12 protein-coding genes are annotated in these 17,887 nt (G+C 38.7%); 1 reads left to right on the forward strand and 11 read right to left on the reverse strand.

Features of this window, described 5'->3' with window-relative positions; translation table 11 throughout:
- Window positions 1–11 precede the first annotated feature (11 nt).
- The 11 genes from AQF98_RS14825 to AQF98_RS14875 all read right to left on the reverse strand — a co-directional run bounded on the left by AQF98_RS14825 (window position 12) and on the right by AQF98_RS14875 (window position 15,271).
- On the reverse strand, window positions 12–1,751 hold the full coding sequence (locus AQF98_RS14825) for an STN and carboxypeptidase regulatory-like domain-containing protein (protein WP_055132740.1): 1,740 nt from the start codon (window positions 1,749–1,751) through the stop codon (window positions 12–14).
- A 2-nt stretch (window positions 1,752–1,753) separates the two neighbouring features.
- Window positions 1,754–2,713: a FecR family protein gene (locus tag AQF98_RS14830; RefSeq protein ID WP_055132741.1), complete on the reverse strand. Its 960-nt coding sequence runs from the start codon at window positions 2,711–2,713 to the stop codon at window positions 1,754–1,756.
- A 4-nt stretch (window positions 2,714–2,717) separates the two neighbouring features.
- Window positions 2,718–3,293 (reverse strand): RNA polymerase sigma-70 factor, encoded by a 576-nt coding sequence (locus AQF98_RS14835; protein WP_082435092.1) that lies wholly within the window; start codon window positions 3,291–3,293, stop codon window positions 2,718–2,720.
- 112 nt (window positions 3,294–3,405) lie between these two features.
- Window positions 3,406–4,908: a DUF4833 domain-containing protein gene (locus AQF98_RS21940; RefSeq protein ID WP_082435094.1), complete on the reverse strand. Its 1,503-nt coding sequence runs from the start codon at window positions 4,906–4,908 to the stop codon at window positions 3,406–3,408.
- A 10-nt stretch (window positions 4,909–4,918) separates the two neighbouring features.
- Entirely contained in the window at window positions 4,919–5,569 is a 651-nt protein-coding gene (locus AQF98_RS14845) for a head GIN domain-containing protein (RefSeq protein ID WP_055132743.1), read from the reverse strand.
- Between the two features lie 127 nt (window positions 5,570–5,696).
- Window positions 5,697–6,869, reverse strand: a complete 1,173-nt coding sequence (locus AQF98_RS14850) for a hypothetical protein (RefSeq protein ID WP_055132744.1) — start codon at window positions 6,867–6,869, stop codon at window positions 5,697–5,699.
- Window positions 6,870–7,415: 546 nt separating this feature from the next.
- Entirely contained in the window at window positions 7,416–7,796 is a 381-nt protein-coding gene (locus tag AQF98_RS14855) for a hypothetical protein (RefSeq protein WP_152969730.1), read from the reverse strand.
- A gap of 7 nt (window positions 7,797–7,803) precedes the next feature.
- Window positions 7,804–9,318, reverse strand: coding sequence for a hypothetical protein (locus AQF98_RS14860; RefSeq protein ID WP_055132746.1), 1,515 nt, complete (start codon window positions 9,316–9,318; stop codon window positions 7,804–7,806).
- 398 nt (window positions 9,319–9,716) lie between these two features.
- The gene (locus AQF98_RS14865) at window positions 9,717–10,991 is read right to left on the reverse strand and encodes an ectonucleotide pyrophosphatase/phosphodiesterase (protein WP_055132747.1); all 1,275 of its coding nucleotides are present in this window, start codon (window positions 10,989–10,991) and stop codon (window positions 9,717–9,719) included.
- An 82-nt stretch (window positions 10,992–11,073) separates the two neighbouring features.
- The gene (locus AQF98_RS14870; RefSeq protein ID WP_055132748.1) at window positions 11,074–11,856 is read right to left on the reverse strand and encodes a S1/P1 nuclease; all 783 of its coding nucleotides are present in this window, start codon (window positions 11,854–11,856) and stop codon (window positions 11,074–11,076) included.
- Between the two features lie 64 nt (window positions 11,857–11,920).
- On the reverse strand, window positions 11,921–15,271 hold the full coding sequence (locus AQF98_RS14875) for a TonB-dependent receptor (protein ID WP_055132749.1): 3,351 nt from the start codon (window positions 15,269–15,271) through the stop codon (window positions 11,921–11,923).
- 462 nt (window positions 15,272–15,733) lie between these two features.
- On the opposite strand from AQF98_RS14875, the gene AQF98_RS14880 reads away from it, so the two are divergent.
- A complete protein-coding gene (locus AQF98_RS14880) occupies window positions 15,734–17,869 on the forward strand; it encodes a TonB-dependent receptor (protein ID WP_055132750.1) in 2,136 nt (711 codons plus the stop codon).
- The last annotated feature ends 18 nt before the right edge of the window (window positions 17,870–17,887 follow it).

Below are 17,887 nucleotides of genomic sequence, written 5' to 3' on the forward strand. Positions count from 1 at the left end.
TTAACATTTAGTTAAAAGATGGTAATTCCCGCATTCCAACCCAGCCAGCCTTTATTGCCATTAATGTCTTGATGTTTGTTGGGTACAATCTGTTGTTTATAACCTACAGCACTGTTTTCTATCAATTTGTTACTTTGGTAAATACTATAGCTTGGTCCACCAAAAATGCTGAGCCCGTTAAATATTTTAATGTGCAAATTGGTCTGAAACTTGGTTAACGTTTTCGTCTCGTCCCAACTACCCAAGTACAAGCCTTGCGTTGTAAGCTCGGCGGCTACAGAAAAGGTATTGTTTAAAATAAAATCGTGGCCCAGGCCTAAACCCGCAGTTAAAATTTTTGCTGTATCTACATAGTTTTGTCCTGCTAAAAAGATGGTATATAATTTGGCATTACCTGTTTTTAGGCTCACATTGGCATTTACCAGTTCGTTGGTAAAGAAACTTACTTTATGGTAGCCATGTTTAACAATATTGATCAGGCCCAAACTTACTCCAGAAGAGCTGTCGGCCAAATTGATTAAACCCAGTTGAAAACCTTTGTTATTTTTAGCATAGTTAAAGCCACCAGAAATTTGCATACCACGAAGGGCTCTGGAAGTGATGTTGCCTAAGCCAGCAATCTGTATTCCTTTAGTGCTGCGACTAGTGATATTGGCCAAACCAGCCACCTGTATTCCGTTTAAACTTTTACTGGCCACATTACCTAAACCAGAAATCTGTATGCCACCCACATTTCCTTTAATTAAACTGGTTAGCCCCGTAAGCTGTATTCCATTTGCATTGCCCTGCACACTATTGATTAAACCCGCAATCTGAACGCCATTTACATTACCACCAACCACGTTAAATACACCAGCAATTTGAAGCTTGTTTACATCGCCCTTGCTCAGGTTAAATATGCCTGCTACCTCTACCCCATCAACCCCGGCAGTATAACCACCCAAAATATTTAGCGAAACTTTGTTTACCACCCTACCACTCATCATTCCGTGCGAGCTTAGGCCAGGCGTAAGTGAAGCCTGAAAAGGCATATTGGCCAAAAAATTGGGAATATTTGCATTTTGGATCCTCTGTTTAGAAGAAAGAAAGAATTTTCCAATCCCCAATTCTTCTATGGTATTGGAAAAGAATGTTCCCTTTTCTTTATCTGGATCATTGTAACCTGCAGGCTTAATGTTAATGCTCGATAGAAATACCAATGAGGTATCTCTATAAGTTTCTTTACTGGCAGTTAAAACAATGGCTGCATGTTCTCCCTTAAACTTTAAGCTAAAATAACCCTCATCATCGGTAAGGATAGATTGCAATAATCTCTTCTCGTAAACGCTGGCCTGTTTAACTTTTTTACCTGTTTTAATATCCACCACATAACCACTAATGGCATAAAGGTTTTCTGCGGTAGTAATATTATCTGGCTCTATGGTAAATTGGTTTACCGCATAACGCAGAATAATGTATTTTTCGTTCTCCTTGTAATCTACCTTCCCATCAAACAATTGGTCTAGCACATCTCTAACTGGTAAACTCTTTACACTCAGGTTTACAATACTATCTTGCGCAATCAATGCTCCATTATAGGCAAAATAAAAATTTCCGGCATTGCTAATCTGTTGCAGTACATCGCCAACTCGCTGCTGCTTAAAATCGAACGTTACCCTTTTAGATAGGTTATGCTGATAGGTAGCTACCGATGTTTGTGCCTTACAAAGTCCTGTTACAAATAAAAATATAATGATGAGTTGATTGCGCATTTCTAAGGATAAGACAACAAAATTTCTTTTTGGTTACGGGTAAGTTTAAGTTCTAATACTTGGCAGATGATAGACAGGTTCTGATCTAGGTTACCCAACTCTAACGGGCCTGTAAAAGTTTCCTTCACTTTATCATCAACTACAATATGGCTACCATAAGCTTCGTTTAAGGTTGCTACCAGTTTTTGTAGTGGGGTATTGTTGGCAATAAACAGTTTTGTACGGTAATAGTTATACAGCTGATCTGTGTTCTGTTCTTTTATCAACTGTTTAGTGGCAGGGCTAATCAACAACTTCTCGCCCTTAATCAATCTAATTTCCTGATCGCCCAACTTAACCTTTACAATACCTGTTTCTACCACAATTTCTGTGTTTTCTTTTCTGTGTTTAATGTTAAACGAGGTACCTACCACTTCCACATCTACATTGTCAACATCAATAACAAACGGGTGTTGCTTATCATGCGCTACATCAAAAAACACATCGCCTTCTTTTAAGCGTATGTTTCTATTGGTTTTAAAGTTTTTGGCGTAGCTGATCTGTGTGTTTTTGTTAATGGTTAATGCCGATCCATCTGGCAGGGTTTTATTCAATACCTCGTTGGTTGAAACCACTTCAATATATTTTGCTGGCATTAGTACCGTATAAAGAGACCACGAGGCAATTGCAACTACCAACACCGCAGCAATTCTAAGCCATAAATTATTTCTTTTTAAAGGCTTAACTATAGTTTGGGCAGCAGGTAAAGCATCGGCTTTTGCCTTAAACTTTAACCAAGCCTGTTCTTCATTAACCTCGCTTTTAGCTGCCAGTTGTTTACTTGCATTCCAGATTTTTTCAAGCTGTGCAAATTGGGCTACATTTTCGGGGTTTTCCAATAGCCAATCATTAACGATGGTATTTTCATCCTCACTCGTTTCCTTTAACAGAAACTTTATCAATAATTCATCATTCACTTCCATGGTCTTAGTTAAAAAAATCTTTGTAATACATTACTCCCAACAAAATCAAGATCAAAAAATCTGCTAGTTTAATCCGTAAAAGCCTTAAAGCCTTACCCATCTGGTTTTCTACCGTTTTAATAGACAGACCCAATTGGTCTGCAATTTCTCTGTATTTAAGTTCCTCAAATCTGCTCATTTGAAATATCGTTCTACATTGTTCTGGCAGGTCGTTTAGGGCGGCTCTTAACTTCAGTTCTAACTCTCCCAACTCTACCCGGGCAGATGCGGCTTCGCTTTCCGTATTCATGGTATGTACGGTAAAGTCTTGGTATTTTGTTTTTACTTTTTCATGTTTCAGATAATTGAGGCTATCGTTATAGGTACATTTATAGAGATAAGCTTTAATAGAGGTCTGTATGTTTAGTAGCTCTCGTTTTTCCCAAAACCTTAAAAACATGTTCTGTACAATTTCTTCGGCCAGATCCATATCTTTTAAAATAACATGGGCATAGGCATGCAGGGCCTTGTAATGAGTTTTAAATAAATGCTCAAAAGCCTGGTTACTGTTACTGGCAGAAATGGTAGTGGTTATGCTCAAAATTTTAATTCCTGTTCAAATATATGCCCTCAGCGTTAATTTTCTTTCTCTCCTTTAATTAATATTTCAGGTGTGTTTAGGTATTCATCTCACCAAATCAATCTATTGCTCTTCATCCGTCTATATTGATCCTTTTTAAAATCTCTTTCCCATTATCGCTATTGGTGGTAAAAAGGTCTATGTATTGTACTTTCGGAAACCAGAACGAACCCCCGTTTATTTTTACAAAAACTCTTTTTAGCAATAGATTTTTACCCTCTTCTCTAATGTACATGCGGTATTGCTGGTCGGTTTCTGATTTTAACAAGTACATGGGCATTTTTTGGTACGCTGCCAATCTAATCTCGTACACATCGTTGCCCAAGGCCTTGCATTTTACCCCATAGGCAAATTTCTTTTCAATACCCGTTAGGGCTTTGGTCTTGCCATTTTCTTCGTACCTAATCCACGATCCTTTAATGGGCAATTGGCTGTCGATCATGCCATCGCTTTTATAGTTCAGCTCGTAAATTACCGTATTGGCATCTGGTGTGCGTTGCAAAAAGAAAAGCAGGTCTTTCCCTTTGGGCGTTGGCAAATTTGGGGCAGTTTGTTCTTGTGCGGCTAACATTTGGCTCAGCAATAAAATAATGCCAATAACTGCTATTTTAACCATTAATTTATAGGTCACTTTAGGCTTCGCTTCTTTTTGAACCTTATTCAGTTTGTGCCGATATATTTTGGCAGGGCTGGCAAAAATAAAGAACAGCATTTCTTTTACCCCATCACTCTGTTTCACATCGTGCAGCATATCTCTATACTCGTGAAAATTCAATACAAACGGGTTGGTTTTGTTTGCTACTGGCGTGGTTAATCCGTAAATAGGTTGCTCTTCTTCATATTGGAACGAGCCAAAAACATGGTCCCAGATCATAAAGGTAGCACCAAAGTTTTTGTCCAGGTATTTCTCTTGGCTGCCATGGTGTACCCGATGGTTTGATGGTGTACCGAAATACTTTTCTATAAAGGGGTGCAGTTTGTCAATGGCTTCGGTATGTACCCAAAACTGGTATAAAGTACTGAGCTGGCTGGCAATTAAAAACACCACCGGATGAAAACCCATTAAAGCTACAGGAATAAAAAATACCGTTTTAAAATGCTGTACCCAACTTTGTCTAAAAGCTACCGTTAAGTTGTAATGCTCTGCCGAATGGTGTACTACATGTGTTGCCCAAAAAAAGCGGTTGTAATGAGAAATACGGTGCGACCAATAGCTACAAAAATCGTAACAGATAAAACATACAATTAACGTGTACCAATTCAGTTCCATGCGCCAAGGCAGTTGGTTGTAAATCCAAATGGCCCCACATACCAAGGCTGTTTTTAGCAATAGGTTAACCGTTAAATTACCCAAGCCAATTAACAAAGAGCCAAATGTTTCTTTACGTTCGTAGCTTTTGTGCGTACCATAGTGCGAAACCACAAACTCTATAATAGTTAACAGAAACACCACCGGCAAGGTATAGGCCACTAAGTTAGGTGCATCTTTTTGCAATTGATATACGGTGCTTAAGGCAATTTCTTTAGCTCCAAATAGTGAGCTAAAAGATTGCCAGTAGGTTTCAAAACTCTGCATAGCTGTAGCTTTAAAATTTAATTAACTTACCAGAGCCACTGATGTTAGATTGTACCACAGGGTTGCCTGTATAATACACCTTACCACTACCACTAATTGATGCCTTTAACCGCTCTGTTACTTTAACCCTAACATCGCCAGAGCCAGAAATGCTGGCATCTGCAAATCGGCTGCTCAATCTTTCCAAGTCAACCTCACCAGAGCCAGAAACTGTTACATCAATTTCATCGGCTGTCATTGCGTCTGCTACCTTAACTTCGCCAGATCCGCTAATGTCAACATTAAAGAAAGCTAACAAAGGGAAATTTCCTTTTACATCTACCTCACTGCTTCCACTTAAATTAATACTTTTAATTACTGGCAGGGTTACGTAAATCTCTAGGTCGTCTCGCCAAACGCTAGCATTTTTGTAGCTCAGTTCTAGTCTACTGCCCACTACTTCGGTTTTAAAATAAGGGATCAAATTGCTCGATCCTTTCAGTTCTACTTTACATTCGTTTCCATAACTGATATGGATGGCATTAGACCCGCTACTGCGAACCCCTGTAAATGTGCCTGGGTTTCTTGTTTCTGTTTTCATATCTCCGTTTGCTGTTAACCTGTCTTTTTTACAGGATATAAAAAGGAGAAAAATGGTTGCAACTGTAATTAGGCCTTTCATGTGTGTGTGTGTATTTTAAGGTTAATTAATAGAGTTAGAATTGGATATTTATTGCATTTAGTGCTTGCAAACGCATATTATTAGCGCAATTAAGCACGCTTGTTAATTAATGTTAATTTGGCCTAGGCTAGAAAATAAAGTGCAGCCCGCCACTATACCCTATAGATAGAGTCTGTTGGCGGCTAGACCATTTGCTCTGCCATGTTTTAAGGTTTTTATGGTTGGCTATTAAGGCTAAACCCTCGGTACTATTGGTACTGGTATAGTTAAAGCTTGGGCCCGCAAACAGTTCTAAATGTTTAAATAATTTAAGGGCAGGAAATACCTTGAAAGAACTTCTAAAGTACTCGCCAGATTCAAAGCTCTCTAAACTGCTTGTGGTCAACTCTGCATTGATCCTAAACATGCTCGACTGTAAAATATGCGCACCCAAGCCAGCCTCAAAGGCATAAACCTCGTCTTTGTTTTTAAAGTTGTAGCCCACACCCAAAATACCGTACAATACTTTTCCGCCCGACCTAAAGGTTAACATGGTGGTCTGGTTCTCGTCCATACTAAGGCCTAGGCTTTTCTCTCCTTTTTTAACAAAGTTGACAATGCCAATAGGGTAATCGCTACTATCGGCTACGTTAATGAAACCAGCAATTTGTACCCCTTTTACTTTTTTGGCAATATTGATAAAGCCAGCAAATTGCGAACCCTTTGTATTTTTAGCGACATTAATAAACCCTGCAAACTGAGAGCCTTTTACGTTTTCGGCAGTATTGGCAAAACCTGCAAATTGCGATGCCGTTACATTTTTGGCCGTATTGCTAAAGCCAGCAAATTGGGCCCCATTCATATTTTTGGCAATATTGGCAAAACCTGCAAACTGTAAACCATTTACATTGCCAAGGGCAACATTAGCGAAACCTGCAAGTGCTACACCATTGCCTTGGCCATAGGTATTGGCAAAACCTGCAAACAAAACCCCTTCTGCTTTTTTAATAACATGGTTAGAGAAACCTGCAAACAAGGTACCATAGGTATTGTTACGCACCACATTTGATATACCGGCAAAAGCCAAACCTTTTTCTACCGATGATACACCTGCAATAACATGAATAGAAAGGTTGTTGGTATCTAATGGTGCTTGTTTACCATTGCTGCTAATTGGGTAAATAAAACCTACGTGTACCTTAAAAGAGTTATTTTGTGCTTGGCTATTTAATGCACCAATTAATAAACCTAAAAACAATATCGCTTTAAAGGTTTTGTGTTTAGTGTGTTGTTGTTTAATGGGAGTTGTAATGTTATTCATTGTGTCTATTTTAAATGGAGACAACGAAAAAGAACTTTACCCCTACGCCACTTCGAAAAAAAAATTAAGACAGTTAATAAAGTTTGAAACATTAAGGCATTAAGAAAGATTAAGTTTTTCCTTAATAACCCTTAACTTCTTAATGTTAAAATAACCATCTCAGACACCTAAGAGCAGCTTAGAAGTTAGTAAACGTTTGTCATGCTGAGCGAAGCGAAGCATCTATTGGCAACCAGTTTGAAACATTAAGGCATGAAGAAAGAATAAGTTTTTCCTTAATAACCCTTAACTTCTTAATGTTAAAATAACCATCTCAGACACCTAAGAACAGCTTAGGAAGCAATACCCTATGTGTTGCTATGTGCCTATGTGGTTATTAAAAAATAGCGCTTCGATAAACTCAGCGTGACATTTAATGAATAACCCTTAACTTCTTAATGTTAAAAACAACCATCTCAGACACCTAAGAATAGCTTAGAGTTAACGGTTTAATTTAACCCTATGTCTTATTATTTGCTGGGTTTTTGAGGGCACCAACCGTTGAGCTTATTTAGCCATTTTACGATTCTCATTTTTCACATCTTTTAAAAGGAAAAGGGATATGATCCAAAAAAAGATAAAGGGGAGCAGCATAAAGAAAAATGCAAAGTTGAGCAATGAATAAGCAACTACAAATACAATAGGCGCATAAATCAATGCAGTACTATAGTAACTTTTACGAACCATAAAAGGCAATAAAAACACAATACCGTGCGAGAGGAGAAGAAAAATCCAATAAACAAATTTATCAATTCCTAATCTTGGAGCCACTTCCAGAAAACCATAAAACTCAAACGCAAAGAGAAAGCCCCAACTACCTTTTATCTTTACACCCATAAAAAGACTGCTGAGTATCATCAGCACTAAAATAAATCTTATACTTTTCATGTTAGTACTAATTACATGGTCCTTTGCCACCAACCGCACTACCACCAGTAGTAACAGCTCCAGATTTACTTCTTAATGCTTGTCCAAGATCACCCGGAGTATTTTTGAACACTCCTCTTGACACATCATCCAGTCCAGCACCACCAGCATTCATCCATTTCAGAGCGGCATCAGTACAATTATAATTAAAAATGTTATACTGCCCATATTGAAAATCACCTTTAGCTTGTGCCAATGCAGAAGTAAATTCAATATTGTTAACATTAATTGTATAACTCACATCATAAGCATGCCCACTATTATCTTCCAACACCCCCGGCCTAATTACACCAGGCAATATATTACTTGGGCGAGGATAGAACCCTACCACCTGACGAACAGAAGAACCGTCTGTATTTATCTTAGTAAATCCTACAAAGGCGTGTCCAACATCAAATTTTTGGCCCGCAATTACCAACACCAAATTCCCATTTGCAGGTACTGCACCAACCAATGTAGATTGTTTATTTGTACCATTTACAGGTTGATCTACATATAATGTAAGTTTATATTCTTGTGCTGTTTTTCCATCATTAAAACAATCAAGATACTTATTAAAGTTTTTAATTGTATCCTGTGGGGTTTCTTCTATCAATGCATTTTCTATATTATCCTCAGTTAGCGCATCAGGTTCCACACCACCACTTCCTGTACCTCCATCACCTGGAAGAGGTGGCGGATCTTGTACATAAACATATTCGCAACTCTCAAAAGGTTCAGAAAAGCTCAAATACCAAGAATTATCAGAACAGGATCCGTTTCCATAAAGATCTTCTACTGTCCATCTAGGTGGCTGGCACCCTCCACTTTCATCTAAATAAATAACAGCATTAGGACCACAATAGGTGTAAAATGTACATGCATATCGCCACTCGCACTGTCTTTCCCAAGCCATTGTTTTTATTCCAGTATTGCTTCTTTTATCACCTAATAACTTGTTCGTTTCTCCTTTATAAGTTATATCCAATCCTTTTTTGTAACTGAATTTTCTTTTTTCTCCTGTTACCAAATTATCTAATAACAATACCCCACTAAAGGCATTAAGACTAAATGTTTTGATACTCGGTTTTGCACCTGCCACAAGTTCTGGAATATAAGTTGCTTTCATAAACACCTTTCCATCTCTAATAATCAAAAACTGTTTATTGTTTAAAAGTTGTGCCTTTGTAGATAAGCCATCCTTTTTCAATATACCTTCTAGTGGCACATAACTATAAATTATGCTATCTCTAGTTATGGTTTTTACCTGCGACCAGTCTGGCAACCACGAAATCTCTACTTGGCCATTTAACTTGCCAGCCAATTTTTTATCTATTTTATTTTGGTAATAAAGCTTTTGCAATTGATCGTTATTAATCATTTTACTTCCCTCCTCAGTAGTTGGAATAAGAAGTTCTTTTTTACAGCCTGTATAACACACTAGTAAAAGAGACAAAAGCACAAAAGCCAAAAGGTTTTGAATTCGAGAGCAGTTAGTTTTCATAAGGGTATCATCTAATCTTATCCCAAAACTATTCCACCCATATCAACAGTATATAACCAATGTATTATTAATAAAGTCTGAAACATTAAGGCATTCAAAACAGTTAAGGTTTTTCTTAACTTCTTAATGTTTAAAAACAACACTTAGGTTAACTCAGGTTACTTAGGTGGTTAATTTTTTTACCATCTCAGACACCTAAGAACAACTTAGAAGTTAGTAAACGTTTGTCATGCTGAGCGCAGCGAAGCATCTCTAGCCAACCAATTTGAAACATGAAGACATTAAGAACAGTTAAGGCTTAACTTCTTAATGTTAAAAACTAACACTTAGTTTTAAATACCAAAAGCCCCAATAAAGGGGCTTTTAGCGCATTAATCAAAAAGGAGTGGTGAAGCTTTTTATTTCAAGATGTTTTGTAAAACCTCTTTTTTACCATCAATCTCGTCAGTTATTTTTAAGCCCAATATTTGTGCAATCATTGGGTAAATATTTACGTTTTCGAAAGATGGAATTTTGGTATTCTTTTTAAAAGCAGGGCCCCATGCCATAAACGTAGCATGCATGTCTTTTACCTTTAAAGGTTCAAAACCATGGTAACCTACACCAGGTTTTCTGTTAGAGAATACCTTTGGCCAATGTGGCAACAAAATAATATCACCAATTCTATCCATGCGGTCGTCTTTGGCACTGTAATGCAGTTCTGCAGGCACATCGGCCTTTAGGTACACATCGTAATCTTTGGCCGTTTTTTTCAGTTCGTTGTACAAAGGCAAAATATCTGCTTTGTCTTTGGCCTGAATGTCAACCATGGTACCAGACGATGGAACAATAAACTTTTCTAAATCAATGGCCGTAGGCATCGGAATAGGGTTTTCTCTATCTACGCTAGTCATGCCATGGTCTGAAACAAAAACGAAGTTAACCGGTAGGCCAGTTGTTTTTACAGCTTCTGTAAGTTTAAATATAACCGAGTCTACCATTTTTACGGCACGCTCGGTCTCTTTAGCCTCTGGGCCATAGCTGTGCCCCGCATGGTCTGGCTCAGACACATAAAAAGTAATAAAATGTGGCCTTCTCTCTTCTGGTAGGCTTAACCATTCCTTTACAGTCTGTATCCTTTGGTCTACTTTAATCTGCTCGCTATAATCGTAATAATAGGTAGACCTTACATTTTTTACCGCAGCTTCAGAGCCTACCCAAAACATATTGGCTGCCAACATATTTTGTTGCTCGGCCAGTACCCATAGTGGCGTACCACCGTACCAACTGCCATCTCTAACTTTGTCTTTTGCACTCATCGAGTACTTTTCTTTTTTCACCTTATCGTAAAAGGTATTGTTAACCAAACCGTGGTGCGCAGGGTATAAACCAGTAGCAATGGTATAATGGTTCGGAAAAGTAACCGATGGATAACTAGGTATCATAGAGGCCGACTGCACGCCGTTTTTACTCAACTCTAACAAGTGTGTGGCTTGGTATTTCTCTGCATAATCGTACCTAAAACCATCGGCAGAAATTAAAATTACATACGGCTTTTGCTGTTGAGCAACACTGTTTTTGTTCTGTTTGTTTACCCGTTGCGTTGTATCAACCGGTGTTTGTTGTGCCCCTGCCCAATTAGATAAGGCCAAGAGCACAAGCAAGAAACTATATTGGATAATTGTTTTCTTCATTGATCTTTTTTTACGGTAATAAAACCATGCTAAATATTGAAGAGCGTTAATTTAGCAACAGCATATTTTTAACCAGATGGATTTATTTATAGATTTCGTTCAACAATCCTGCAAGGCGAATACCCGCTTGTGCCAAACGTTTTTTAATAAAATCTGCATGTTTTGGATAATAATCGTAATCGAACTCTGCATTTTGTGCAGCCTCGGCATACAATTGCTGACTAATCTCGTACGATTCGAAGGCCCATTTGGCTACCTCGTCTTTTTGCCATGCTTTGGCTTCATCTTTAGAAATTACATCGCAGCTTTTGGCCAGCTCGGTATAAGACATGCCTGCATAATCAATCAAACCGCTGTCCCAAAGGCCATGTAAATTGGTTTCTTTGCGCATCAATTTTACCTTAATGCCATTACCGCCAGAGTCTTCAGAACGGCCAGTATGCATCGGCTGATGAAGATCGCCTACCAAGTGCACCAAAAACTTTAGGGCAAATACTTTTTCTGCCTTGCTCTTTGCAGGGTCTTTTAAATCGTTGCTACAATTTAAAATGGCTTTGTAAATATTCGGTTTGTCCATACCCGTTAACTGGGCACTAAACTGCTCGTAACTTAAACCATGCGCTACGTTTACATAATGCCAAGGGGCAGTGTAGGCATATTTTTCGTAAGAGCGTATCTCGTCTGGATAGGTACTTACCATGGCCAAAGATTCAGAGCCTAACAGCTCTTTTACGGCAGCACCTGCTTTTTTGCTTAAATGATTCTCAGCAATCTGGCCTATGGCACGGTGGCCCACTACGCCCCAAGAAATAAGCGAAAGACAGATGGCAATGGCGCCAATTGGGAATATTAATTTTTTTAACATCGTTTATAGGGTTGAATAAAAAAGGGAAAGCGAACTTTCCCTTTTAAATGGTTTAAATTTCAAATTAGTTAAAGATGTAACGGAAACCAAACTGCATGCTATAGGTAGAACCAAAGCCTACACTGTCTCTGTAACCTTGTGTAATTGGCAAGTTACGATCTGTTGCAATTCTGAAAGTTGGTTTGGTAGTACCACCTGGTACCAATGCCGCTGCATTTGTAGGCACCAAAATTGAAGAAGTACCTGAACCTCTTTGTGTACCCCAGTATTTGTTTAACAAGTTACCAAAGTTCAACACATCCCAGCTAAACTGGATGGTGTTACGTTTGCCACCAACATTGGTAAACAAGTCTTGTTGGAACCTGAAATCGAACTGGCCGTTAAATGGTGTAATGGCACCGTTTCTTTCTGCATATTGTCCTTTTCTGCCACGCAGGTATTTATCTTGCTCAATGTAGCGGAAAAAGTAATCGCTCTGTTGTTTAGCAGTATAAGTTACCGCATCGGCACCAGAACCTACTGTTAAAGGCACAAAGGTAATTTCTGATGCGTCTTTAGGTACGTAGATCAAATCGCCAGTTACCCCATCTCTGTTGATATCTGTAGAATAAGTAAATGAGTTACGACCATTAGAACCATCGTACACCAAAGTAATCTGTGTACCCAAGTGTTTGATAATTTCTTTACGGTAATATAATGAGGCAATGATACGATCTGGCGAAACAAAACCTGAATAACCTAATACTGGTTTGTTAGCTCCATCTACCGTACTTGTTCCCTGCCATGCAGATAAAGTTTGGTCTCCACTACCCTCGTACAAGCTTTTTGCTTCACTTCTGATGTAAGAGATCGAAGCGCCGAAACCATTATCGAAACGTTTGTTCAAGCTTCCTGTTACCGAGTAATAATACCCTTTGTTGGCATTGCTCAATACAATTACGTTAAATGCATCTGGCTGTTTTACACTCGAGCCACCTGGCATTACCGTTCCTCTTGGTACAGCTTGGCCATTATAAATTGGGTTTAAGAATTTATCTGTAGCCGCATTCGGATAGATCATTCTGTTATCTGGATAACCAGCAACATTTAAAGGCACAGGATCTACCAAGTTGGCATTGCGGAACAATACCGTACGTAAATCTTTGTTATAAATACCTTCTACCGAAGCTACGATACCTAAAGGTAATTTAATGTCTACCGCTAAACTGGCTTTCAATACCGAAGGCATTTTCAAGTTCCTATCCATTACGGTAATAGGGTTTGGCAATACCGTACCTGCAACAGGTACAGATGCTGGGCGGTAAGCACCAATGTTAGGGTTAAATGGACCAGGCGTGTTGTTTTGGCCTGAATAGGTTTCTGTAATCTGCAACATACCAGCATCACCGGCTTGTGCTACAATCCATACGTTCGGAATTTTTCCGGTAAAGATACCAGCACCACCTCTAACTTGTAAAGAGCGGTCGCCTTTTACATCCCAGTTAAAACCTATACGAGGTGAAATAGCCACTCTTGATTTAGGTAAGTTACCTGTATTTAAATGTTCGCCATTTTGGAAAGTTAATGCCGAAACCAATGGATGCTCTTTTAATACTTTAGGATAAGTACCCAAATCAAAACGAACACCAGCCGTTACACGGAATCTATCGCTAACAGAAATCTCATCCTGTCCGTATGCCGAGAACTGTAAAAATTTAAACGTTGGGAAAGCTTGGGCATAACCAGGCGATAATGAATACGTTTGGGCAAATTCAATTGGTTTTGCTCCGTTTTTAAAATCATCCCAAGAGTTAAAGGTATAATAACTGGTTCCGAAACGTTGGAAACCATTTTTGGTAATATTGTATTCTCCTTGTAAACCTGCGGTAAAGTTGTGCTTACCTGCAGACCAAGTAACATAATCGTTTAATGAATAAACCTGTACATCTCTTAAGTTGCCATAAGTAAATGGCTCGTAACCAAAAGTAGTAAATGGTGTGGCAGGCTGTACTTCGCCTTTATCATTAACTTCCGATTTTAAGATATCAACCAAAGGGAAAACATCACTATCAGAACTTCTAGGGTCGTTCTGGTTGGTATAAGATAACCTTAAAGTATTAGCCACCTTACCTATGGTACTGTTTAACTCAGCAGTAATAGAGTAAAGGTTACTTTCTTGATAATAGATAGAGTTTTTAAATGGCAATGCTGTATTACCCGTACGTGAACCACCACCTGGGAAAGCACCTAACGGACTTCTAGAGGTACTTACTGGCGAAGGATTTTTAGTTTTTACATAACTACCACGAATGTTGAAACGGTTTTTGCTGTTAATGTTCCAGTCTAAACGGCCCAAAAGGTTGGTACGCTCGTATTTGTAACCATAACCTTGGTAAATACCCGGATCGTAATTGTATTTAGAGATCAGGTAGTTTCTAATCTCGTCTAACTCTGAAGCTTTTGGACGTACCACATTGACACTTCCTGTAGCGCCATAAGGGTTTTCTGGAGTTGCAGCAACTCTAGTTTGGCCTGGTCTAACTTGGTCTTCTCTTTCTGCGTTTAAAAAGAAGAACAATTTGTTTTTAATAATCGGGCCTCCAATTCTTGCGCCATAGGTTTTATAAGTCTGATCTGTTGGATCGGCTAATTCTGGATAGTTCTGTACTTTTTTACCAATTTGGTTTTGGTTTCTAAAGTAGGTATAGGCAGAACCCGAAAACTCGTTGTTACCCGAACGGGTTACTGCATTGATCGATCCACCGATAAAACCAGATTGTTTCACATCATAAGGTGTAACGTTAACCGAAATAGCTTCTAATGCATCAATAGAAACTGGGTTACCATTACCCGGCAAGTTGTTACCAATACCAAAGTTATTGTTAAAATCGGCTCCATCTACAGTTACGTTGTTCTGGCGAGAGTTACCACCACCAATAGAAGAACCATTGGCCTGAGGCGCAAGTCTAATCAAATCGCTTAAACTACGCGTTAAAGTAGGTAGTGCATTAATCTCTGCTTTGGTTAAGTTGGTAGAAGTACCCGTACGACTAGCATTTAACATAGAGTTTTTAACCGTTCCTTTTACCGCAATTTCGCTTAACTGGGTACCTGCAGCTTCCATGCTTAAGTTAAGCAAGTAAGGATCGCCCAAACCGATGTTAATGTTCTCTATTGTTTTTGGCTCTCTACCTACATAGGTAAATTGGATCTTATATGGACCTCCCGGACGTAAGTTCGGAAGTGTAAAACGCCCATCTTGGTTACTACTTGTAGTGTAGGTAGTACCAGATGGAGTATGAGTAGCCTTAACGCTAACTCCGGGCAAGGTTTCTTTGCCTTCTCTAATGGTTCCTGTTATGCTTCCTGTGGTTACCTGTGCGTGTACGCTCAGGGCAGAAAACAACAGTAATAGATAAGTAAATAATTTCTTCATGTTGTTTTTTTAATATTTGAACTCTGTTTCACATCATCCTACATGGACGATTTCAGGGGTCAAAGTTCTCTTAGCCACATAAAGCAAATATTACCTACTAGTTAAAGAAAGCTTAATGTTGTATAATCACTGTTACAGTTAACCATACCCCAAACAAATACACAAACAACTGCATTACAACAACTTAAATCCGAAATTACAACCAGCGCAATTAACCAGCTTAGACCTTGTTAATTTAAAACCAATTAAAAGTTATCGTTATGTTTAACTAAAATGAAATTACTCTATTACAGCAATAACCCATTTATAGCGTTGATATAATCGATTGCATAACTCATGGCCTCTTTTTTAATCCTTAAAGTTCAACCATTCGTATTTCGTTTGCCACCACTCGTCGGTATTCTCTTTAAAACATAGCCTTTGCGCTGCAATTTTGAGCCATCAATCTAAAGCAGCATAAACATGAAAGCAGTTTTTACTTTTTTAATCCTCATCAGTGGCATTGCACTCCATGCACAAACCCGTATCAGTGGCACCATTAAAAACTACAATGGCGAGATCATTTCGGGTGCAAATGTAGTTTTGGTAAATACCTACGATGGTACCTCTACCGATTCTCTTGGTCGGTTTAAATTTACCACCAGCGAAACTGGTAAACAATTGCTTCGTTTTACAGCAGTTGGATTTAAAACAGATAGTATTTGGATTAATTTAGAAGGCAAAGAGATTGTACTTGCCTTGCAGCTTAAACAGGCAATTAATGAGCTCAATGTAATTACCATCAGTGCAGGTACCTTAGAAACCGGCGACAGTAAAAAAGGATCGGTACTAAGCTCTTTAGATATTGCCACTACTGCTGGAGCCGTTGCAGATATTGTGGCTGCACTACAAACCTTACCGGGTACTGCACAGGCATTTGGCGAAAACGGTTTGTTTGTTAGGGGTGGTTCTGGTGCAGAAACACAAACCTATTTTGATGGGCTATTGGTTAAAAATCCTTTTGGTAGTCAATTGCCCGATATGAATTCGCGTAGTCGTTTTTCTCCATTCATCTTTAAGGGCACTACTTTCTCTTCTGGCGGTTACTCTACCCAATATGGTCAGGCGCTATCGTCTGCTTTATTAATGGAAAGCAAAGACCTGCCCGAAAAAACAACCACAGAGTTCTCCATATTGAGTGTAGGCCTAAGTGCTGCCCATACCCAAAAAATGAAAAACAGTTCGCTAGCCATCGGTGGCAATTATTATAACCTAAAACCTAATTATGCCGTAATTAAACAGAACGTTAACTGGCAGAAAGAACCTGTAGATATTCAAGGCTCGCTTCAATACAAATGGAAACCAAGCAAAAGCGGCATATTAAAAGTATATGGGCAGTACAACAATACCCAAGTAGCTTTATTAACTGGTAGCGATACCAACCCAACACATGTAACCAATACCAACAACACCTATTATGCCAATGCTACCTATCTAGATTATTTAAGCAGCACCTGGAAAATACAGGGTGGTGTTTCTTATAGCAACGCTAAAGAAAATGGAACCGTGAGCATTAACAATTATTACAGACACAGCAACTTGCTACAAGGCCGTTTTACTTTAAGCCATTACCTTAACAAAAGGTCGTTGCTAAGAATGGGTGGCGAGGCTTACCATAGCAATAGGTTAGAAGGCTGGAACAACTTGTCTCGTGGTTTTGGCGACAACCTGCAGGCAGGTTTTGCTGAGGGCGAATTTTATTTTGGCGATGCGGTGGTGGCCCGCATAGGCTTAAGGTCTGAGCATACTTCTTACATTAACAATTGGAACATTGCGCCTAGAGCTTCGTTGGCATTTAAAGCAGGCAAACGCGGACAGCTATCTTTGGCCTATGGCACTTTTTATCAAAACCCAGATGATAGCTATTTAACACAAAGCAAAAACTTAAGTCCAGAAAAAGCAGACCATTATATTTTAAACTACCAATACCTAAATGACAAGATCACCTTTAGGGTAGAAACTTATTACAAAAAATACAGCCAATTAACCAAATACGATTTTATGGGTTATGTTTCTTCTTTTGGGGTATACAATTACCAAAACCTGAACAATGGCGGCAGTGGTTATGCCCGTGGCTTTGATGTGTTTTTTAGAGATAAAAAAACCATTCCAGCAGGCGATTATTGGATTTCTTACTCTTTCTTAGATACCAAAAGAGATTTCAGAAACTATCCAGTACAAGCTACCCCTCCTTTTGCCGCCAAGCACACTTTAAACATTGTGTATAAACAATATATCCCCTACATTAAATCAGAAATTGGCACAACTTATTCTTTCAGTTCTGGCCGTACCTATTACAACCCTAACAATACAGGCTTTTTAGCCGATAAAACCAAAAACTTCAATAACCTGAGCCTTAACGTTAGTTACATTACCCGTGTATTTAAACAGTTTGCGGTGGTGTATGCTTCGGCCACTAACCTACCTGGCTTTAAAAATGTATACGGCTACAATTATTCGCCAAATGGCGAAAACAGAACGGCAATTTTGCCAGCTGCAAAACGCAATATCTTCTTAGGCTTATTGGTTACCATAGGCGACGATACTTTTAACCATTAATTAAATTATGAACTCTAA

This window comes from Pedobacter sp. Hv1, assembly GCF_001412215.1.
In the GTDB taxonomy this organism is placed as follows: domain Bacteria; phylum Bacteroidota; class Bacteroidia; order Sphingobacteriales; family Sphingobacteriaceae; genus Pedobacter.